Annotated in this window: 15 protein-coding genes; 3 read left to right on the forward strand and 12 right to left on the reverse strand. The window is 72.9% G+C overall.

Features of this window, described 5'->3' with window-relative positions:
- Positions 1-72: 72 nt before the first annotated feature.
- The 3 genes from AB0399_RS16540 to AB0399_RS16550 all read right to left on the reverse strand — a co-directional run bounded on the left by AB0399_RS16540 (position 73) and on the right by AB0399_RS16550 (position 6968).
- Positions 73-1851, reverse strand: a complete 1779-nt coding sequence (locus AB0399_RS16540; RefSeq protein WP_366411779.1) for an SGNH/GDSL hydrolase family protein — start codon at positions 1849-1851, stop codon at positions 73-75.
- Between the two features lie 135 nt (positions 1852-1986).
- Complete coding sequence (locus tag AB0399_RS16545) at positions 1987-6264, reverse strand: glycoside hydrolase family 3 C-terminal domain-containing protein (protein ID WP_366411780.1); 4278 nt, start codon at positions 6262-6264, stop codon at positions 1987-1989.
- 236 nt (positions 6265-6500) lie between these two features.
- Positions 6501-6968 (reverse strand): nitroreductase family deazaflavin-dependent oxidoreductase, encoded by a 468-nt coding sequence (locus AB0399_RS16550; RefSeq protein ID WP_366411781.1) that lies wholly within the window; start codon positions 6966-6968, stop codon positions 6501-6503.
- Between the two features lie 197 nt (positions 6969-7165).
- On the opposite strand from AB0399_RS16550, the gene AB0399_RS16555 reads away from it, so the two are divergent.
- Positions 7166-7360, forward strand: a complete 195-nt coding sequence (locus AB0399_RS16555) for a DUF6381 family protein (protein ID WP_328473187.1) — start codon at positions 7166-7168, stop codon at positions 7358-7360.
- Positions 7361-7550: 190 nt separating this feature from the next.
- Here AB0399_RS16555 and AB0399_RS16560 read toward each other — a convergent pair whose 3' ends face one another.
- A complete protein-coding gene (locus tag AB0399_RS16560; RefSeq protein ID WP_366411782.1) occupies positions 7551-7910 on the reverse strand; it encodes a DUF6204 family protein in 360 nt (119 codons plus the stop codon).
- 141 nt (positions 7911-8051) lie between these two features.
- Between AB0399_RS16560 and AB0399_RS16565 the strand changes: the two genes are divergently transcribed.
- On the forward strand, positions 8052-8300 hold the full coding sequence (locus AB0399_RS16565; protein ID WP_329361567.1) for a Smr/MutS family protein: 249 nt from the start codon (positions 8052-8054) through the stop codon (positions 8298-8300).
- Between the two features lie 43 nt (positions 8301-8343).
- Here the strand turns inward: AB0399_RS16565 and AB0399_RS16570 are convergent, their stop codons facing one another.
- From AB0399_RS16570 to AB0399_RS16595, 6 genes are all read right to left on the reverse strand, one after another.
- Entirely contained in the window at positions 8344-9372 is a 1029-nt protein-coding gene (locus AB0399_RS16570; protein ID WP_329361565.1) for a carbohydrate kinase, read from the reverse strand.
- A 124-nt stretch (positions 9373-9496) separates the two neighbouring features.
- Positions 9497-10486, reverse strand: a complete 990-nt coding sequence (locus AB0399_RS16575; RefSeq protein ID WP_366411783.1) for a zinc-dependent alcohol dehydrogenase family protein — start codon at positions 10484-10486, stop codon at positions 9497-9499.
- The gene (locus AB0399_RS16580) at positions 10483-11373 is read right to left on the reverse strand and encodes a carbohydrate ABC transporter permease (protein ID WP_329361563.1); all 891 of its coding nucleotides are present in this window, start codon (positions 11371-11373) and stop codon (positions 10483-10485) included. The genes AB0399_RS16575 and AB0399_RS16580 overlap by 4 nt, the downstream gene beginning before the upstream one ends.
- Positions 11373-12341, reverse strand: coding sequence for a sugar ABC transporter permease (locus AB0399_RS16585; protein ID WP_329361561.1), 969 nt, complete (start codon positions 12339-12341; stop codon positions 11373-11375). Before AB0399_RS16585 ends, AB0399_RS16580 begins: the two co-directional genes overlap by 1 nt.
- 16 nt (positions 12342-12357) lie before the next feature.
- Entirely contained in the window at positions 12358-13662 is a 1305-nt protein-coding gene (locus tag AB0399_RS16590) for a sugar ABC transporter substrate-binding protein (RefSeq protein WP_329373608.1), read from the reverse strand.
- A gap of 371 nt (positions 13663-14033) precedes the next feature.
- Positions 14034-14795, reverse strand: a complete 762-nt coding sequence (locus tag AB0399_RS16595) for a DeoR/GlpR family DNA-binding transcription regulator (RefSeq protein WP_328473201.1) — start codon at positions 14793-14795, stop codon at positions 14034-14036.
- A gap of 411 nt (positions 14796-15206) precedes the next feature.
- On the opposite strand from AB0399_RS16595, the gene AB0399_RS16600 reads away from it, so the two are divergent.
- Complete coding sequence (locus tag AB0399_RS16600) at positions 15207-15425, forward strand: hypothetical protein (protein WP_329361559.1); 219 nt, start codon at positions 15207-15209, stop codon at positions 15423-15425.
- A 223-nt stretch (positions 15426-15648) separates the two neighbouring features.
- Here AB0399_RS16600 and glgX read toward each other — a convergent pair whose 3' ends face one another.
- Positions 15649-17775 carry a glycogen debranching protein GlgX gene (gene glgX, locus AB0399_RS16605; RefSeq protein WP_366411784.1) on the reverse strand — a complete coding sequence of 709 codons (2127 nt, stop codon included), beginning with the start codon at positions 17773-17775 and terminating at the stop codon, positions 15649-15651.
- A 10-nt stretch (positions 17776-17785) separates the two neighbouring features.
- Positions 17786-18190 carry a YkvA family protein gene (locus tag AB0399_RS16610; RefSeq protein WP_366411785.1) on the reverse strand — a complete coding sequence of 135 codons (405 nt, stop codon included), beginning with the start codon at positions 18188-18190 and terminating at the stop codon, positions 17786-17788.
- Between the last annotated feature and the right edge of the window lie 151 nt (positions 18191-18341).

The raw sequence follows: 18341 nt of genomic DNA on the forward strand, positions 1-18341 counted from the left end.
GGGGCGCCCCGTGCCCGTTGCGACGCGACGTGAGGCGCGTGTGTGGGGCGCGTGGTGCGAACGGGTCGTCGCTCAGAGGCTGTTGAGCTCGATGGCGTCCGCCATGGCCTGGTAGCCCGCTCCGTTGGGGTGCAGATGGTCGCCGGAGTCGTACTGCGGGAGCATCGTCTCCGGGTCGGCCGGGTTGCGGACGGCGGCGTCGAAGTCGACCCACGCGTCGAAGGCGCCGTCGTTGTGGCGGATGAAGTCGTTGATGCCGTCGCGCGCCGCCGCCCGGCTCGGGGTGGTGCAGCCGCAGCCCCCGGTCGGCGTGAGGGTGCCGACCACGACCCGCAGCCCGTACGCGTGCAGCGTCGCGGCGACCTGCTTCAGGCCGGCGATCACGTCGGCGGCCGAGGCGTCGGAGTCGACGTCGTTGATGCCCTCCAGGACGACGACGGTGCGCACACCGGCCTGGCTGAGGACGTCGCGGTCGAGCCGGGCGGTCGCCTTGACGCCCCCGGTGCCGGTGTTCGGCAGGCCGTTGAACAGGTCGGTGAGCACCTTGTTGCCGCTGATCCCCTCGTCGGCGACGGCCGGTGCCTTCGGGCCGTCCTTGGCGAGCAGGCGCCGCGCGAGGTAGTTCGGCCAGCGCTGGTTGCCGTTGACCGTGGACGTGTAGCCGTCGGTGATCGAGTCGCCGAGGGCGACGACGGTGCGGTGCGAGGGGCCGGTGACCTCGATGCCGGACAGCACCGTCCAGAAGTCGAAGAGGTTGTGCACGGGGAAGTCAGCGCCGTCGGCCGCGTCGTCGGTGCCGCCGTCGTCGGTCGAGTACATGTCCTGCAGGCCCAGGCTGTGCGTCGGGGCGAACTGGACGGTGCCCGGCAGGTAGAGGCTGACCAGCAGGTCGCTGTCGGCGGGCACGGCGAAGGGCAGCGGGTCGCTGTACGCCTGCCCGCCGGCCGGCATCGTGACCGTCTGCCTGCCGCCGAAGGTGAGCGTGACGGGGGTGGCGGCCGGCACCGCGCCGGACGCGCGCACCGCGATCGTGGCGTGGCCCACCGTCAGCGGTTTGGGCCCGAAGGCGTTGTCGAGCCTGATCCGCACCCGGTTGCCGCCCACGCTGGTGTGCTCCACCATCCGCAGGGTGCGGTCGGTCCACACGTACGGCGCCAGGCCGTCGTCGACGGCCGCGGACCAGGTGGCGGTCCACCCGGCCGGCACCGGCCGCAACCCGAGCGCGAACACGTGCAGTTCGGGCGCCGCGGCGCCGTCCGCCCCCGTGACCGTAGGCAGCGTCACCGCGGCCGGCCGCTTGCGGGCGTCGAGCGGCACCGACACCGCGTAGAGCTTCACGTCCAACGCGGTCGGGCCCGCCGGGGTGTCGCGGCGCGAGGTGCGCACCGCCATGGCGTCGCTCGGCCCGCTGTACCAGTCCGGCGCGCTCAACCGGTAGCTCTGCCTGCTGCCGTCGGCGTAGCTGATCGTGCCGGCACCGGCCGCGTCCGCGGCCGTGCCGGTGACCAGGAAGGTCAGCGCCGATCCGGCGCCGTGCAGGGCGATGCGCTGACCGTCGGCGATGACGTTGTCGGGCCGGCCGGGGGCGGTGTCCGGCATGGTGAGCCGGGTCCCGCCGACGGTGACGGCGGCGCCGGGACCCCAGCCGGCCGCGGCCAGGTCCTCGGCGACGAAGCTGTTGCCCAGGCCGTCGAGATCCGCCGAGGCAGGCGCGGCGGCCGCGCTGATACCGGTGTTGTCGAACGCGGCGGCGAGACTCGCGTAGTGCGGGACGCCGGCCGGACCGGCCGCCGCTGCCGGTGGTGCCATGACGGCGACGAGCGCGGCGACCGGGAGGACGACCGCTGACATGATCCTTTTCAACTCACGCTCCTGACGGGTGATCCGGTGGGGGGCGAGGTGCGAGGAGGTGCGGGTGCGGATATCGGTACGGGTACGCGTACGGGTACGGGCGAGGTGGGGCTGCGGGTGCGGCGGTGGCGCGGGCTACTCGACGGCGATGTCGAAGACGTGCAGCCGGGTGCCGGCCTGGTCGCCGGTGACGGTGGCGGGCAAGGTGACGTAGGCGAGGGTCTTGCCGGCGGCCAGCGGGACCTTCGTCGCGTAGACGCTCACCGCCGTGGCGGCCGGGTAGCCGCTGCCGGCCGGGCGGTTCCAGGTCGGCGCGGTGGCGACCAGGTCGTCACCGGGCAGCGGGGTGCTCGGCGTCCAGTTGGTCAGGCCCAGGGTGAACGGCGCGGTGCTGCCGTCGGTGTAGGTGAGCGTGCCGGTGCCCGAGCCGCTGCCGTTGTTCGCCGCGCCGAGGAACCACAGCTGCGTACCGCTCCCGCTCACCGCGATGTTCTGCCCGGCGGCGACCACGTTGTCGGGGTGGCCGGCCGCGGCGGACGGCCAGGTGAGGGCCGCCGTGCCGTGCGGGACCGGTTGCCCGGGGGTCAGGCCGGCACCGGCGAGCGACTGGGCGGAGTAGCTGTAGCCGGAGCCGTCGAAGTTCGCGGACTGCGGCGCGGCGTCGTCGCTGACCGCGGTGTTGTCGTAGGCGGCGGCGAGCGAGCCGAACAGCAGCGGCAGGTCGAGGGAGCCGCCCTGGAGCGGGTGGTCCTGCCCGGCCGCGGTGACCGTGCCGGTGAGGTCGATCGAGGCGGACGCCGCGTCGTTCCCCACGCTGACGGTCAGCTGCTTGGTCACCGACGCCCGGGGCGCGAGCACCACCGACGTCGTCGCCGGATCGACGCTCACCCCGGCCGGCGCATCGGTCCCCACGCTCACCGACACGCGCTGGTCGGCGGTGTTGCGCAGCGTCAGCGTGGCCGGGTAACTGCCGCCGATCCGGGCGAGTTTCGTCGTCGAGGAGAGCGTCGCCGCCACCAGCGGGCCGACCGTGACCTGCAGCCCGCCGCGCGCGCGGTAGCCGCCGTCCGCGGACGCCTCGGCGGTCAGCCGCCACAGCCGGTCCTGCGCGCCCGCCGCGGGGGTCACCAGCCACGAGGTGGTGAGCCGGGTGCCGGGCTTCACGCTGCGGAACTCCGCGGTGGTGCGCGCCTTCGCGGTCCAGCCGGCCGGCACGTCGAGGCCGAGCCTGACGTGGCCGAGGGTCTGGGTGCCGCCGGCGGTGAGCGTGGTGGTCACCACGCCGCCGTGCGCCGGGTCGAGGGTCGCGGGAGCCTGCGCGGTCACCGCGCGAGCGCCGGTGGAGCGGCGCAGCGTGTAACTGCCGCTCAGCGGCAGGTCGCGGGAGGAGTCGCCCACGTACATCCGGTAGGTGCCGTCGTTCGTCTTCCACGCGTGCGTGGCGTCGTCCCAGGTGCGCAGGTCGGACGGGTCGATCGTGAAGGTGACCCGCTGGGACCGGCCGGGCCGCAGCGTCACCCGCTGGAAGCCCTTGAGCTGCTTGGGCGGTTCACCGGCGCCGGCCGGGTCGCCGACGTAGAGCTGCGCCACCTCCGAGGCCGTACGGCTGCCGGTGTTCCGGACCGTCGCCGAGACCCGCACCGGCCCCGCCGCGTCGGCCGCGCCCGGCGAGACGCTGAGCCCGCCGAAGGAGAACGACGAGTACGTCAGGCCGTAGCCGAACGGGAAGAGCGGCGTCAGGTGGTGGGCGTCGTACCAGCGGTAGCCGACGTCCAGGCCCTCGCTGTAGTGGTAGTCGGTGGTGTTGGTCGCCACGTCGACGGTGCCCGGGTAGCGGGACGGGTCGGCGGTCGGCAGTTGGGACATGCTCGCCGGCCAGGTCTGCGGCAGCTTGCCTGACGGGTCGACGTCGCCGAACAGCACGGACGCCAGCGCCGCGCCGTTCTGCTGCCCGCCGTACCAGGACTCCAGCACGCCGTCGACCGAGCCGAGCCACGGCATCAGCACCGGGGCACCGGTGTTCAGCACCACGACGGTGTGCGGGTTGGCGGCGGCGACCGCCGCGACCAGGTCGTCCTGCGCGCCGGGCAGCGTCAGGTTCTGCCGGTCGCCGTCCTCGCTCTCGTCGTCGCTCACGACCACCACCGCGACGCTGTCCTGCTTGGCGGCGGCCGCCGCGGCCGCGATCGCGGCGGTGTCGGGCACCTGCCAGCCGAGCGTGACGGAGCCGTTGCCGGGCGGTGTGGTCGGGGTGCCGGCCACCGGCCCGCTCGGGCCGTTCACCGGCTGGTAGTTCTCCACCGTGATCGGCGTCCGCACCCCGCCCTTGAGGTGGATCGCGGAGACCCCGGGACCGTACTGCGCCCAGTCCTGGAAGACCGGCTGGCCGCCGACGGTCATCCTGACCCCGCCGGTGTCGGCCATCGAGAAGGTGTACGTGCCGGTGACCGGCGCGGTCAGGAAGCCGGTCCAACGCACCGAGAAACCGGCCGGGTTGACGCCCGGCCCCGGCGCGGCCGTGTAGTGGTCGTCGATGTCCGGCTCGACCCGGGTGAGCGCGGGGGCGCCGGACAGGTCGAGGTTGTTGTAGTAGCTGGCGGTCAGGCCCTGCTGGCCGCCGGCGGTGCTGAAGCGCGCCGAGGGGACGGTCGGCAGCTTGTCGGTCACCCCCGGCACGCGGACGCCCGAGCGCCCCACGGCGGTCTGCCCGCCGCTGCCGTCGGAGGTGTACGCGGTCAGCTCGGCGATCGACCACCAGCTGCTCGCCGACCCGGTCTGCACGATCCTGACGTACCGCGCCTGCCGGGCGGCGAACGTCGCGGTGACCAGCTGGCCGGTGCCGGTCCCCTCGGCGACCGGGGTGCCCCAGTCCTTGCCGTCGGCGGAGAGGTAGACCTGGTAACCGCGGGCGTAGTCCGTGCCGTTGCCGGCGTCCATGGTGATCCGGTCGATCGGGTGCGAGCCGCCCATGTCGGCGCTGACCCACTGGCCGCCGGCCATCGGTGTGCCGCTGGACCAGCGGGTGCCGAGGTCGCCGTCGAACATGTTGGCCGGCTGGTCGGAGCCGCTGGCGGAGGAGGAGGCCGCGCCCGTCCAGGAGCCGACCGTGTCCACCCGGACCGAGGAGCCCGCCCGTGCCGCGATGCCGTCCGCGACGGTGACCACCGACGACGGGTCGACCGGCACGTGCGAGCTGCCGCCGCCCCCGGTGATCGCGGAGTCCTTGGCGGCCGCTCCGATCACCGCGATCGACGGGGTGGCGGAGGTCTTCAGCGGCAGCAGCCCGCCCTTGTTCTTCATCAGTACGGTGCCCTCCGCCGCGATGTCCCGCGCGGTGGCGACGTGTGCGGGTGTCGTGGCGGTGGCACCGGGGGAGCCCGCGGTGGAGTCGAACAGGCCGTAGGCGAACTCCTCGGTGAGCAGCCGGGCCACCTTGTCGTTGAGCACGGCCATGCTGACCTGGCCGGAGCGGACGGCGTCCGACAGCGGCTGCCCGAAGTTGCCGGGGGCGGGCATGTTGAGGTCCAGCTCGGCGTTGGCGGCCTGCACGGTGCTGCGCGCGCCGTCCCAGTCGGTGACCACGAAACCGTCGAAGCCCCAGTCCTGCTTGGCGGTGTCCTTCAGCAATGTGGCGTTCTCGTTGGCGTGCACGCCGTTGACCAGGCTGGTCGCGGCCATGATCGAGGCCGCGCCGCCCTCCTGCACGGCCTGCTCGAACGCCGGGTAGTAGATCTCGTGGAGCGTGCGCTCGTCGACGATCGCGTTGCCGTTGTTGCGGTTCTGCTCGGTGTCGTTGGCGACGAGGTGCTTGATGTCGGCCATCACGCCCTTGGACTGCACGCCCTTCACGTACTGCGTGGTCATCGCCCCGGACAGGTAGGGGTCCTCGCCCGCCATCTCGAAGACCCGCCCGCCGCGCGGATCGCGCTCCAGGTTGGTGTCGGGACCGAGGTCGACGCTGATGCCCTTGGTCTTCGCCTCGGCCCCGACCACCTGCCCGTACGACAGCTCCGCCGCCGGGTCCCAGCTGGCCGCGGCGGCCACCGGTGCCGGCAGCGCGGTGGTGCCGCCCATCACCACGCCGGCGCCGCCGTCGTTGAGGTTCAGGGCCGGCACGCACAGCCTCGGAACGGGGGCCACCACCCCCGCGTAGCCGGGCAGCCCGCTGCCGTGGGTCATCGACAGCTTCTCGTCGACCGTCATCCGGGCGAGCACCTGCGCGGCGCGCTGCGCGGGCGAGGCGCTCGAACCCACCCAGGGACAGCCGGCGCCGGCGCCGGCCGCCACGCCCGCGGCGGGGACCTGCCCCGCGGTCACGGTGAGCAGCAGCGCGGCCGCCACGCCCGCGACCCCGAGGGGCAGCCGTCGGCGGATCGGCGTCCGGCCCGGCCGGTGGTCGTGGGAACGGGGCATGCCTGGTCCTCCCGGGTGCTCCTCGCACGACGCCAGCCACTGCCGGACTGTAACGTTTCAATGCGAACGCGCCACAACCTAGGGCCGTATACAGCGGCAGTCAAGACACGTGCGAGGGCCGGTGAACCCCGGCTGGTTGAAACGTCTTTGAAATCCGGACGGTCCGGCTCAACCCCGGCGGCCGCGGGCGGTGACGTGATCGGGGCCCGCGGCCGGCGACCCGGCGGTGCGGACGGTCAGCCCTGCCCGCCCGCGCCCTCGGTGTCCTCCGCGTCGCTCGCGGGCGCGGGGCCGACCGGGGTCAGGGCGATCACGGGGATCGTGCGGGTGGTGCGGTTCTGGTACTCGGTGAAGACCGGGTTGCGATCGGCCTGGCGGCGGTACTGCTCGTCGCGCTCGGCCCCGGCCAGTTCCTTCACCTCCACGTCGAGCACCTGGTCGCCGACCTCGATCCGGGCGTGCGGCCGGGCGCGGAGGTTCCAGTACCAGTCGGGATGGCGGTCCGCGCCGGCCTTGGAGGCGAAGACCAGGTAGCGCTCGCCGTCGGCCAGGTACGTCATCGGGTTGACCCTGGGCCGGCCGCTGCGCGCGCCGACGGTGTGCAGAAGCAGCAGGGGCACGCCGGCGAAGTTCCCGCCGACCTGGCCGTCGTTGGCGCGGAACTCGGCGATGGTGTGGGCGTTGAAGTCGTCGGTGCCGGACATGGTCTCCCTGTCGGTCGGAGCGGACGCGCTCGTACGGGACGAACGTAGTGGGCGGCATCCGCCCGGCGCATGTCGCGAGCGGCGCGGGGGCCGGGGCCATGGCCGGGGGCCGGGCCGGGGCCGCTCCCGGTGGCGGCCGGGCGGGAGGACTGTTTGGCTGGAGGTATCGGCTCTCGGCGCACGGAGCGAGGCGCGACATGAACGAGAACGGCCCGGCCAACGAGCGGCACGTCAGGGAAATGCGCGAGGAGGCGTTCGCGCTGGAGACGGACGCGGAGCGCAGCGGCGACCCGAAGGAGCGCAGGCGGCTCCAACAGCGGGTCAAGCAGATGGAGTTCGACTGCGAGCAGGAGAGCATGATGGCCGCGGGGGACATCTACCCGGCGCCGTGACGGGCCGTGGCCGACGGTGACCACAGCGCCACCGCCGCCTACCCGCGCTCGCCGGACCCGCGCTCGCCCGAGCCGGGCCCGCCGGGCCCGCCGGACCCGCGTTCGCCCGAGCCGGGCCCGCCGGGCCCGTGGTCGCGCCTGACCCGAGGCCCGTCCGCGGCCGGACCTTCGCCTGACCCGCCGGGAGGCCCTACGCCGGCTTCCTGGCCGCCTCGCGCCGCTGCCGCTTGCCCAGGGGCGCCTGGGAGAGGTCCTCGGCCTGGGCGCGCAGCTTCGCGTAGCCGTAGCCGCGCTCGTCGAGCCAGGCGCGCGCGGCGGCCTCCGCGCGGGCGGTCGCCGCCACGATGTCCTCCTCGGCCTCCCCGGAATCCGCGAACCGGAAGGTGAACGCGGAGCGCGCCGCGAGGTCGTAGCTGAGGTGCCCTTCGGGGGTGAAGGCCGCGCGCAGGACGTCGTGCTCGGGTGCGTGCGCCAGCAACTCCGCGCGCTGCTCGGCGCTGAGCCCGTCGAAGACACCGCGGACGGTGATACGGAACGTACGAGTGGTCACCGCGTGACCGTAGCCGCAGCCGTCCCCGGTCCGCCACGGGGTTTCCCGGCCGGGAGTACCGCACGTTTCCCGGCCGGGGGTACGGTGCTCATGGCCGCGCCGTACCGAGCGGTGCCGCCCGCAGGGAAGGCACAGGCACCGATGACGCTCACACTCGACCTGCATCCGCTCTTCCGGAGCGACCGCGACATCGACCGGGCGGTACGGGAGATCATCTTCCGGGCCGCGGCCACGAAGGCGGACCGGGTGGAGATCATCGCGGGCAAGGGCTCGGGAAAGCTCAGGTCCCGGGTGCTGGCGACACTGCGGCAGCCCCATCTGAAGCGGCTTTACCGGAGTTTCGAGACCGACCCGTCCAACCAGGGCCGGATCGTGGTCCACTTCGGGTGAGCGGGACGCCGTTGCCGGATCTTCCGGGCGGAAGCGGGGCCGGTCAGGCGGGCGGGCGGTCCAGTTCCTCGTAGGTCGGCGGGGCGGCCCCGGGCCGGGAGCAGGTGATGCCGGCGGCCCGTACCGCGTACCGCAGCGCCCCGGCCACCTCGGGCGTCAGGGTGCCGGTGCCGGTGGCGTCGTGCAGCCGGGCGCGGGTCGCGGCGGTCGCGGACGGGCCGCCGGCGCCGAGCAGGTCCCGCCGCAGCAGGCCGCTGACCAGCGCGGACATGAACGAGTCACCCGCGCCGACGGTGTCCATCACGCGGATCGGCGGCGCCGGGACGTCGAGGTGCCCGTGCCGCCACCAGGCGCGGGCACCTCGGGCGCCGCGGGTGAGCACCACCAGGGCGGGGCCGCGCCGGGCCCAGCCGGCGGCCGCGGTGTCGGGGTCCTGGTCCGGGTAGAGCCAGCCGAGGTCCTCGTCGCTGGCCTTCACCACGTCGCTCACCTCGACCAGGTGCTCCACCCGGGCGCGCTCGCGGGCTCGGTCGCCCAGCAGGGCCGGGCGGATGTTGGGGTCGTAGGAGACGGTGGCCCGCGCCCGGGACTGCTCGGCCGCGGCCAGCACCAGGTCGGCGCCCGGCGGCAGCGCGGCCGCGATCGAGCCGATGTGCAGGTGGGAGGGCGGACCGGCGCGCAGGGCCGCGACCGTCGCCGGCGCGAGGTCCCAGACCAGGTCGAACGCGTAGCCGACGCTGCCGTCCGCGCGCAGCCGGGCGGTGGCCGTCGACGTCGGGGCGTCGCCGACGGACCCGGGCAGCAGCTCGATGCCCCCGCGCTCCAGCCACTCCCGCAGCACCGTCCCGGTGCGGTCGCGCCCGATCCGGGTGGCGAGCCGCACCGGGTGGCCGAGCCGGCCCAGCCCGAGCGCGACGTTCGCCGGACTGCCGCCGGGATGTTCCCGCCGCTCCCCGCCCGCACCGGTCAGGACGTCGGTCAGCGCCTCACCGATCACCAGCGCCGGCACCGGGGGAGGCGGCAGCGGCGGTGGCGGCGGTACGGGCGGCGGCCCGGGCAGGGGCACGGTCATGGGCGTTCCTCTTCCGGCGGCGGCCTGGCGACGCGGGCGTACGGGGGTGCGGGCATACGGCGACACGGGGATGCGGGGACACGGACGGCGACGGCGCTGCGGACACGCCTTACGCGGACACGCCCTACGGCAGGACCTGGATCTTGCGGCCCACGCCCGCCTGGAAGCGTTGCAGGGCCGCCGCGTAGTCCACCAGCGGCAGGCGGTCGCTGATGAACACCTCGGGGTCGAGCACCCCGCCGGCGAACAGTTCCGCGGCCCGCTCGTAGCTGTGCAGCACCGCCATGGAGCCGGTGATGGTGATCTCCTGGTTGTAGATCTTGTACGGCTCGATGGTGGCGCGGGCGGCGTAGTCGGCGACACCGAACTGGAGGAAGGTGCCGCCCTTGCCGACCCGGCCGAGGGCGTCCTGGATGGCGCCCGCGTTGCCGGTGGCGTCGATGACCACGTCCCAGCCGCGCGGCTGGTCGAGCTCGTCGGCGCTGGTGGCGGTCGCGGAGCAGCCGAGCCGCCGGGCGGTGCCCAGCCGCTCCTCGTTGACGTCGACCATGTCCACGCTCGCCGCGCCGGTGCGCTTGGCCAGCTCCATCATCATCAGGCCCATCGTGCCCGAGCCGTAGATCAGGACGTGGGTGGCGAGCTGGGAACGCAGGATGTCGTAGCCGCGCACCGCGCAGGACAGCGGTTCGATCAGCGCGGCGTCGCGGGTGGCTATGTGCTCGGGGAGCTTGACGCAGTTCGCGGCCGGGGCGACCGCGAACTCCGCGGCGCCGCCGGGCTTGGTGACGCCGATGGCGTTCCACCGCTCGCACAGGTTGTTGCGGCCGATCCGGCAGTAGTGGCACTCGTGGCAGTACAGCGACGGGTCCACCGCGACCCGGTCGCCGGTGCGCAGGTCGCGCACCCCGGCGCCGACCGCGACGACCTCGCCGGCGAACTCGTGGCCCGGCACGATCGGCAGCGTCGGCGCGAACTCCCCCTGGAGGATGTGCAGATCGGTTCCGCACAGGCCGCAGGCCGCGACCTGGACGACGACCTCGGACGGCCCGGGCGCCGGGTCCTCCACGGTCTCGATGCCGACCTGGCCGGCAGAGCTGATGACGGCTGCTTTCACTTGACGGCTCCAAGAGAGAGGCCCTGGACGAGCTTGTCCTGGGCGGCGAACCCGGCGGCGAGTACCGGCAGGGAGATGCAGACGGCGGCGGCGCACACCTTCGCCAGGAACAGGCCCTGGCTGGTGACGAAGCTGGTCAGGAAGACGGGCGCGGTGCCCGCGGTGACGCCGGTGAGGACCCGCGCGAAGAGCAGCTCGTTCCAGCTGAAGATGAACGAGATCAGCGCGGTCGCCGCGATGCCGGGCGCCACGATCGGCGCGACGATCCTGGTCAGGATGGTGGGCAGCCCGGCGCCGTCGATGGACGCGGCCTCGATGATCGCGCCGGGCACGTCGGCGAGGAAGGACCGCATCATCCACACCGCGATCGGCAGGTTCATCGAGGTGTAGAGGATGACCAGCAGCCAGATGTTGTCGAGCATGCCGATGTTCTTCGCGATCAGGTAGACCGGCAGCAGGCCGGCGACCACGGGGAGCATCTTGGTGGACAGGAAGAAGAACATCGCGTCGGTCCACTTGCGCACCGGCTTGATGGACAGCGCGTACGCCGCCGGGGTGGCCAGCACCAGCACCAGCAGGGTCGAGACGACGCTGGCGGTGAGGGAGTTGATCAGCGGCGGCCACGGGCTGACCCCGGTGCCGGAGCCGAAGAACTCGCGGTAGCCGTGCAGGGTGAGCGGGGCGTCGATCTTCGGCGGGTTGGTGCCGGCGTCCTGCTCGCTGTGGAAGGAGGTCAGCACCATCCACGCGAACGGCAGGAAGAAGACGATCCCGCAGATCCAGGCGCCCAGCGCCAGCAGCCGGCGGGAGCGCCGCTCCTTCCGCTCGCGCGGCGCGATGCCGGCGACGGGCGCGGCGGCCCGGGCGTCGAGGGTGGTGGCGGCCATCAGTGGGTCTCCTCCCTGAGCAGCGACGAGACCGAGCGCAGCGCGAAGGTCGCCACGATGATCGACAGGATCACCACGATCACGCCCTCGGCGGACGCCTGCCCGTAGTCATGGGCCTCGTAGAAGGTGCTGTAGACGGCGTAGGGGAGGTTGGCGGTGCCCAGGCCGCCGGAGGTGAGGGTGAAGACGGCGTCGAAGTTCTGCACCACGTAGACGGTGCCGAGCAGCGCGGCCAGCTCCAGGTAGCGGCGCAGGTGCGGGAAGGTCAGGTAGCGGAAGATGTCCCAGCTGCCGGCGCCGTCCACCCGGGCCGCCTCGACCACGTCGGTGGGGCGGGACTGCAGGCCGGCCAGCAGGATCAGCATCATGAACGGGGTCCACTGCCAGATCAGCGACGCCTCGACGGCGAGCTTCGGCGACGTCGACAGCCAGTCGGGCTGCGGCGCGGAGTCGCTGCCGAACAGGCTCCACAGCCAGGTGAGCGAACCGTTGATGAAGCCGTAGGTGGCGTTGTACAGCGCGTGCTTCCACAGCAGCGCGGAGGCGACCGGCACCACCAGGAACGGCGTGATCAGCAGGGTGCGCACCGCGCCCCGGCCGGGGAACTTCCGGTCCATCAGCAGCGCGAGGCCCAGCCCCAGCACCAGGCTGACCAGCACCACCGTGACGGTCAGCACGACCGTGGTGGTCAGCGCCGAGCGCAGTTGCGGGTCGGTGAACTCCTCCTTGTAGTTGTCGAGGCCGGTGAAGCCCTTGTCGCTCGGGTCCAGGGCGTTCCAGCGCATGAACGAGATCACCAGGGTGCCGACGAAGGGCAGTTGGGTGACCACGATCATGAAGACCAGCGCGGGCAGCAGCGGCGCCCGCCGGGCCCAGGCACCGCGCGGCCGGCGCGGTGCCCGGCCCGCGGCGGACCGGGAGACGACCGGCGGCGCGTGGCGGTGGCGGATGATCGACGGAGTACTCATCGTGTCGGATTCCCGCTCACTTGCCGGCGTACTTGCCGGCGACCTTCTCGGCGAGCTTCTGACTGGCCTTCAGCGCGCTGTCCACGCTGGTGCGGCCGGCGATGGCCGAGGAGAGCTGCTGGGAGACCTGGGTGCCCAGGTCGGTGAACTCCGGAATCCCGACGAACTGGATGCCGGGCGCGGGCCGCGGCTGCACCCCCGGGTTGGCCGGGTCGACGGCCTTCAGCGCGTTCAGCGTCGGCGTGGCGAAGGCGCTGGACGCCTTGACGTAGTCTGGGTTGGTGTACGTCGAGGCGCGCTTGCCGGCCGGCACCCGGGACCAGCCCAACTGCTTGCCGACCAGGTCCTCGTAGCCCTTGCCGGACGCCCAGGAGATGAACTTCCACGCGTCGGACTGGTGCTTGCTCGCCTTCTGCACGCCCCACGCCCAGGTGTACAGCCAGCCGGAGTTCTTGGTCTGCTCCACCGGCGCGGGCACGTAGCCGATCTTCCCGGCGACGGGCGAGCCGGAGCCCTCCAGCGAGCCCGCCGCGGAGGTGGCGTCGTACCACATGGCGACCTTGCTCTGCTCCAGGTCGTTGAGGCACTCGGTGAACCCGGACTGCGCGGCGCCGGCCTCGCCGTGCTTGCGCACCAGGTCCACGTAGAACTGCGTCGCCTTGGTGAAGGCCGGGCTGTCCACCTGCGCCTTCCAGTCCTTGTCGAACCAGGTGCCGCCCATGGTGTTCACCACGGTGGTCAGCGGCGCGATCATCTCGCCCCAACCGGGCTGGCCGCGCAGGCAGATGCCCTTCATGCCCTTCTGCGCGCCGTCGGCCTTCGCCGCGAGGTCGGCGACCTGGGTCCAGGTCGGGTTGGCCGGCATGGTCAGGTGCTTCGCGGCGAAGACGTCCTTGCGGTACATCAGGAACGACGACTCGCCGTAGAACGGCTCGGCGTACAACTGGCCCTGGTAGGTGAGGGACTGCTGCATCGCGGGCAGGATGTCGCTCTGGTCGAAGGCGGTGTCGGCCTTCGCCTCGGACGTCAGCGGGGAGAGCCAGTTGTTCTTGGCGAAGATCGGCGCTTCGTAGTTGCTGATGGTGCCGACGTCGTACTGCCCGGCCTGGCTGGAGAAGTCCTGGGTGATCTTGTCGCGGACGTCGTCCTCGGGCAGCACCGTGAAGTTCACCTTGATCCCGGTGGACTTGGTGAAGTTCGCGGCGGTCAGCTTCTGCAGGTCGACCATCTGCGGGTTGTTGACCATCAGGACGTTGATGGAGTGCGAGCCGGAGCCGCCGCCGGCCCCGCCCGCCCCCGAACAGGCGGCCGCGAGCAGCATGCCCGACACCGCCAGAGCCAGCGGGGGCAGGGTACGGCGGCGCAGTCTGCGGGCGGCGCCGGTCGAGCCGGTGGAGGATGTCATGATTCGTCCCTTTCATGACTGGAGTCGGGGTGTGCGGGAGCATCCGGCGGGCCGATGGCGGCATGCCGGAACGGGCTGGTGGAACCGGGGGGTTGGGCCGAAGTCGAATCGGTGGGGGCGGGGTGGGGGGAGCGGTGGGGGAAGGCGGCGCGGGGGAGGACGGGTGGTGGGGGACGGGGGAACGGCGAGCGGAACGGGGACGGGCGGTGGAACGGGGGCGGCCGGCGGAACGGCGGGGTCGGTGGCGGCTGGTCGGGTCAGGGGCAGCGGGCGGACGGCGCCGCGGGTCAGGCCCGGAAGACGCGCGGGCCGAGCAGGGTGTAGCGGTGCGCCTCGGTGCTGGACAGGCCGGTGTCGGTCACGATCGCCTCGAAGTCGGCGACTTCGGCGAAGCGGCAGAAGCTGCTCGCGCCGAACTTGCTGTGGTGGCCCACGAACACCCGCCGGCGCGAGACCTCCAGCGCCTTGGCCTTGACGTCGGCGACGACCGGATCGGGTGTGGTCAGGCCCAGTTCACGGGAGATGCCGTTGGAGCCGACGAACGCCAGGTCGATGACGAAACCGGAGAGCATGGCGCAGGCCCACGAGCCGACGGTCGCCAGGGTCCTGGCCCGGACCCGGCCGCCGAGCAGCAGTACCGTGGTGTCCGCGGACTCCGCGACCGCCGCCGCGGTGGACAGCGATGCGGTGACCACCGTCAACGGACGGTCGCGCGGCAGCAGCGAGGCGAGCAACTGCGGTGTGTAGCCCTCGTCCACGAACACCGTCTCCGCCTCGCCGAGCAGCTTGACCCCCTCGGCGGCGATCCTGCGCTTGTCGGCGACGTGCAGGTTGACCCGCTCGGCGAGCGCGGTCTCGAATCCCGCGCCCTCGACCGGATACGCGCCACCGTAGGTGCGGCGCACCAGGCCGCGGCGCTCCAGCACTCCCAGGTCGCGCCGGATCGTCTCCGGGGCGACCGCGAGGTCGGAGGCGACCGCGGTGACCTCGACCTGGCCGTGGTGGCGGGCCAGGGTCAGGATGCGGTGCTGACGCTCCTCGGCTCTCATGCCCACCTCGCTTCTCGCTCCGGTCCGGGCACGGCCTGCCCGGTATCGCCCGTAGAAGATTTATACCGCTGGGCCTTTGCCCGTCCATGGCCCACAACGGACAACAAACGGTCCGGTTCGACCTGTTCGAATGAACAGTCGGCGCAGGTCGCGGAGGGGCAGTGCCCGAAGTCGCGGCGAAAAGCACCCAAAGTCGCGGCTCCGGCGCCCGGTTCGGGCGCTGCCCGGTACCGGGCGGATACATCTTCCCGGGTGTGCCCGGCGGCTCCTCCGGCCCGTTCGCGACGGTGGCGGGGGAGACCGCGGTGGCGGCGGCAGTGACGACGGCGGCGGGGGAGACCGCGGCCGTTTGCCGGTGGCGGTCGGGGCAAGGCGACCGGCAGAAGCGGTGGACGGCGGTTGGAGGACCGTATGCGGACCGGGTTCGGTGTGCTGCTCGCCCTGTGGGGCGTCTTCTTCGTGGTCTTCAGCCGGCGGTTCGCCCGCGGGCAGTACCCGCACAGCCGGGTCGCCGCCCGGGAGGCCGCCGCGGGCGGCGTCGGCCCGCGGCGCGGCACCACCGCGCTCAACGTGCTGGCCGGCGCCGCCCTGGCCGTCTGCGGAGTGCTGCTGGCGGTCGGGGCGTTCTGAGCCCCGGGGCCGCCCGCGGGCGCGGGGCCGCCACGGGCGGCGGTCACCCAGCGGTACGGGCGCGGAACCGTAAGCCGGTTCCGCGCCCGCAGCGCGTCATCGCGCCCGTACTCCGTCATGCTGCCCGTGGCGCGTCATCCGCGCCCGGACCGGACCGGATGAGACGCGCCCGGACCAGACCGGACCAGACCGGACCAGACCCGACCGGGCCGAGCCGGGCCGGTCAGCCGGTCCCGTCCGGCACCCGCATCAGCACGACCGCCGCCCGCGCCTCGACCTTGAGGGTGTCCCCGGCCGCGAACCGCACCGCGGGGTCGGCGTCGCCCGCGGAGCGCTCCGCGGTGTCCACCACCACGCTCCAGCCGTGCCCGAACTCGCCCGGCGGCAGCCGGAACGCCACGTGCTCCCAGTGCGCGTTGAACAGCAGCAGGAACGAGTCGTCGGTGATCGCCTGCCCGTGCGCGTCCGGTTCGGAGATCGCGTCGCCGTTGAGGTGCACCGCGATCGCGTGCGCGTCCCGCCGCGCCCAGTCGCGCTCCGCCATCTCACGGCCGTCCGGGCGCAGCCAGGTCAGGTCCCCGGGGCCGCCGTCGCCGCCGACGCCGCCACGGAAGAACCGGCGCCGGCGGAAGATCGGGTGACCGCGGCGCAGCGCGATCAACCGCCGGGTGAAGTCCAGCAGGTCGCGCTGCTCGGCATCCAACTCCCAGTCGGTCCAAGACAGTTCGTTGTCCTGGCAGTAGGCGTTGTTGTTGCCGCGCTGGGTGCGGCCCATCTCGTCGCCGTGCAGCAGCATCGGCACGCCCTGCGAGACCAGCAGCGTGGTCAGCAGGTTGCGCTGCTGCCGGGCCCGCAGCGTCAGCACGCCGCGGTCGTCGGTGTCGCCCTCGGCGCCGCAGTTCCAGGACCGGTTGTGGCTCTCGCCGTCCTGGTTGCCCTCGCCGTTGGCGTCGTTGTGCTTGTCGTTGTACGACACCAGGTCGCGCAGCGTGAAGCCGTCGTGCGCCGTCACGAAGTCCACCCCGGCGCGCGGCCTGCGGTGCTCGCCCGCGTACAGGTCGGAGGAGCCGGTCAGCCGGGAGGCGAACTCCGGCAGCACGCCGTCGCGGGCCCGCCAGAAGTCCCGCACCGTGTCCCGGTAGCGGCCGTTCCACTCGCTCCACAGCGGCGGGAAGTTGCCGACCTGGTAGCCGCCGTCGCCGACGTCCCACGGCTCGGCGATCAGCTTGACCCGCGACACCACCGGGTCCTGCTGCACCAGGTCGAAGAACGCGGAGAGCCGGTCCACCTCGTGGAACTGCCGGGCCAGCGTGGCCGCCAGGTCGAACCGGAACCCGTCGACGTGCATCTCGGTCACCCAGTAGCGCAGGCTGTCCATGATCAGCTGGAGCACGTGCGGGCTACGCATCAGCAGGCTGTTGCCGGTGCCGGTGGTGTCGAAGTACGACGCCGGCTCGTCGTCCACCAGCCGGTAGTACGACGCGTTGTCGATCCCGCGGAAGGAGAGCGTCGGGCCCAGGTGGTTGCCCTCGGCGGTGTGGTTGTAGACCACGTCGAGGATCACCTCGATCCCGGCCGCGTGCAGCGCCTTGACCATCGACTTGAACTCGGTGACCTGCCCGCCGCAACCGCCCGCGGAGGAGTAGCCGTTGTGCGGGGCGAAGAAGCCGATGGTGTTGTAGCCCCAGTAGTTGGTCAGGCCGCGGCCGAGCAGATGGCCGTCCTGCACGTACTGGTGCACCGGCATCAGCTCCACCGCGGTGACGCCCAGCTTCGTCAGGTGCTCGATCACCGCCGGGTGGCCCAGGCCCGCGTAGGTGCCGCGGATCTCCGCGGGCAGGCCCGGGTGGGTCATGGTCAGCCCGCGCACGTGCGCCTCGTACATCACCGTCTCGTGGTACGGCCGCTTCGGCAGCCGGTCGTCGCCCCAGTCGAAGTACGGGTCGGCGACCACCGAGAGCATCGCGTGCGGCAGGCTGTCGGCGGTGTCGGGCGTGTCCGGGTCGCCGTCGCGGTAGCCGAGCAGCGAGGGGTGGCCGTCGGCCTGGCCCTCGACCGCTTTGGCGTACGGGTCGAGCAGCAGCTTGGCGGGGTTGCAGCGGTGCCCGCGCGCCGGGTCGTACGGGCCGTGCACCCGGAAGCCGTAGCGCTGCCCGGGGCCGACGCCGGGCAGGTAGGCGTGCCGGATGACACCGTCGACCTCGGTCAGGGTCACCCGCGTCTCCTTGCGCGAGTCGTCGAGCAGACACAGCTCGACCTTCTCGGCGACCTCGGAGAAAAGCGCGAAATTGGTGCCGGTGCCGTCGAAGGTGGCGCCGAGCGGAAAGGGGTGGCCACTCCATTTGTGCATTTCCGAAACCTTACTGTCGGTACTGCCTCTCCCACTCGACATAGCGGCCCGACTCGCGGACGAGGCCCGCGACGAACCAAAGAACCACCGCCGAGTCATCCGTCCAGCCCAGCACCGGAATCACGTCCGGAATCGCGTCGATCGGTGAGAGCACGTACAGCGCGGCGAGCAGCGAGAACGCCGCCAGCCGGCGCCGGGACAGCCCCGGGTAGCGGCGGCCGAGCACCGCGGCGACCATCCGCGGCGTCGCGACAAGCCGCCGGGCCAGTCCCGGGGCCCCCGGGCGACGGGTCTCGCGGTACAGCCCCCAGGCCGAGCGGCCTGCGCTCAGGCGGGTGGGCGTCGTCGTGCGCGCGGACTTCGCCGTGCGGTCGGGCGTCGTCGTACCCGCCGGCGTGCGCACCGTCCTGGCCATGGCCGTCCTCCGTGTCCGTCATCCTTGGATTCCCCTCCGTCGTGGTGTGCCGTACCGGTCGTACGGGTCCTTCAGAGCGTTCCTGTCCGACTTCCGTGCATCCATCTACGCCGATCCGCGCAGATACCCGGGCGTCCCGGGTAGGAGAGCG

The organism is Streptomyces sp. NPDC088194 (genome assembly GCF_040702025.1).
In the GTDB taxonomy this organism is placed as follows: Bacteria; Actinomycetota; Actinomycetes; order Streptomycetales; family Streptomycetaceae; genus Actinacidiphila.

Bases quoted from the DNA above. Each gene is read 5' to 3' on its own strand.
- AB0399_RS16580 (WP_329361563.1), bottom strand. From the start codon at position 11,373: ATGGCCGCCACCACCCTCGACGCCCGGGCCGCCGCGCCCGTCGCCGGC.
- AB0399_RS16540 (WP_366411779.1), bottom strand. From the start codon at position 1,851: ATGTCAGCGGTCGTCCTCCCGGTCGCCGCGCTCGTCGCCGTCATGGCA.
- AB0399_RS16595 (WP_328473201.1), bottom strand. From the start codon at position 14,795: ATGAGAGCCGAGGAGCGTCAGCACCGCATCCTGACCCTGGCCCGCCAC.
- AB0399_RS16550 (WP_366411781.1), bottom strand. From the start codon at position 6,968: ATGTCCGGCACCGACGACTTCAACGCCCACACCATCGCCGAGTTCCGC.
- glgX (WP_366411784.1), bottom strand. From the start codon at position 17,775: ATGCACAAATGGAGTGGCCACCCCTTTCCGCTCGGCGCCACCTTCGAC.
- AB0399_RS16585 (WP_329361561.1), bottom strand. From the start codon at position 12,341: ATGAGTACTCCGTCGATCATCCGCCACCGCCACGCGCCGCCGGTCGTC.
- AB0399_RS16610 (WP_366411785.1), bottom strand. From the start codon at position 18,190: ATGGCCAGGACGGTGCGCACGCCGGCGGGTACGACGACGCCCGACCGC.
- AB0399_RS16570 (WP_329361565.1), bottom strand. From the start codon at position 9,372: ATGACCGTGCCCCTGCCCGGGCCGCCGCCCGTACCGCCGCCACCGCCG.
- AB0399_RS16545 (WP_366411780.1), bottom strand. From the start codon at position 6,264: ATGCCCCGTTCCCACGACCACCGGCCGGGCCGGACGCCGATCCGCCGA.
- AB0399_RS16590 (WP_329373608.1), bottom strand. From the start codon at position 13,662: ATGCTGCTCGCGGCCGCCTGTTCGGGGGCGGGCGGGGCCGGCGGCGGC.
- AB0399_RS16600 (WP_329361559.1), top strand. From the start codon at position 15,207: ATGCGGACCGGGTTCGGTGTGCTGCTCGCCCTGTGGGGCGTCTTCTTC.
- AB0399_RS16555 (WP_328473187.1), top strand. From the start codon at position 7,166: ATGAACGAGAACGGCCCGGCCAACGAGCGGCACGTCAGGGAAATGCGC.
- AB0399_RS16565 (WP_329361567.1), top strand. From the start codon at position 8,052: ATGACGCTCACACTCGACCTGCATCCGCTCTTCCGGAGCGACCGCGAC.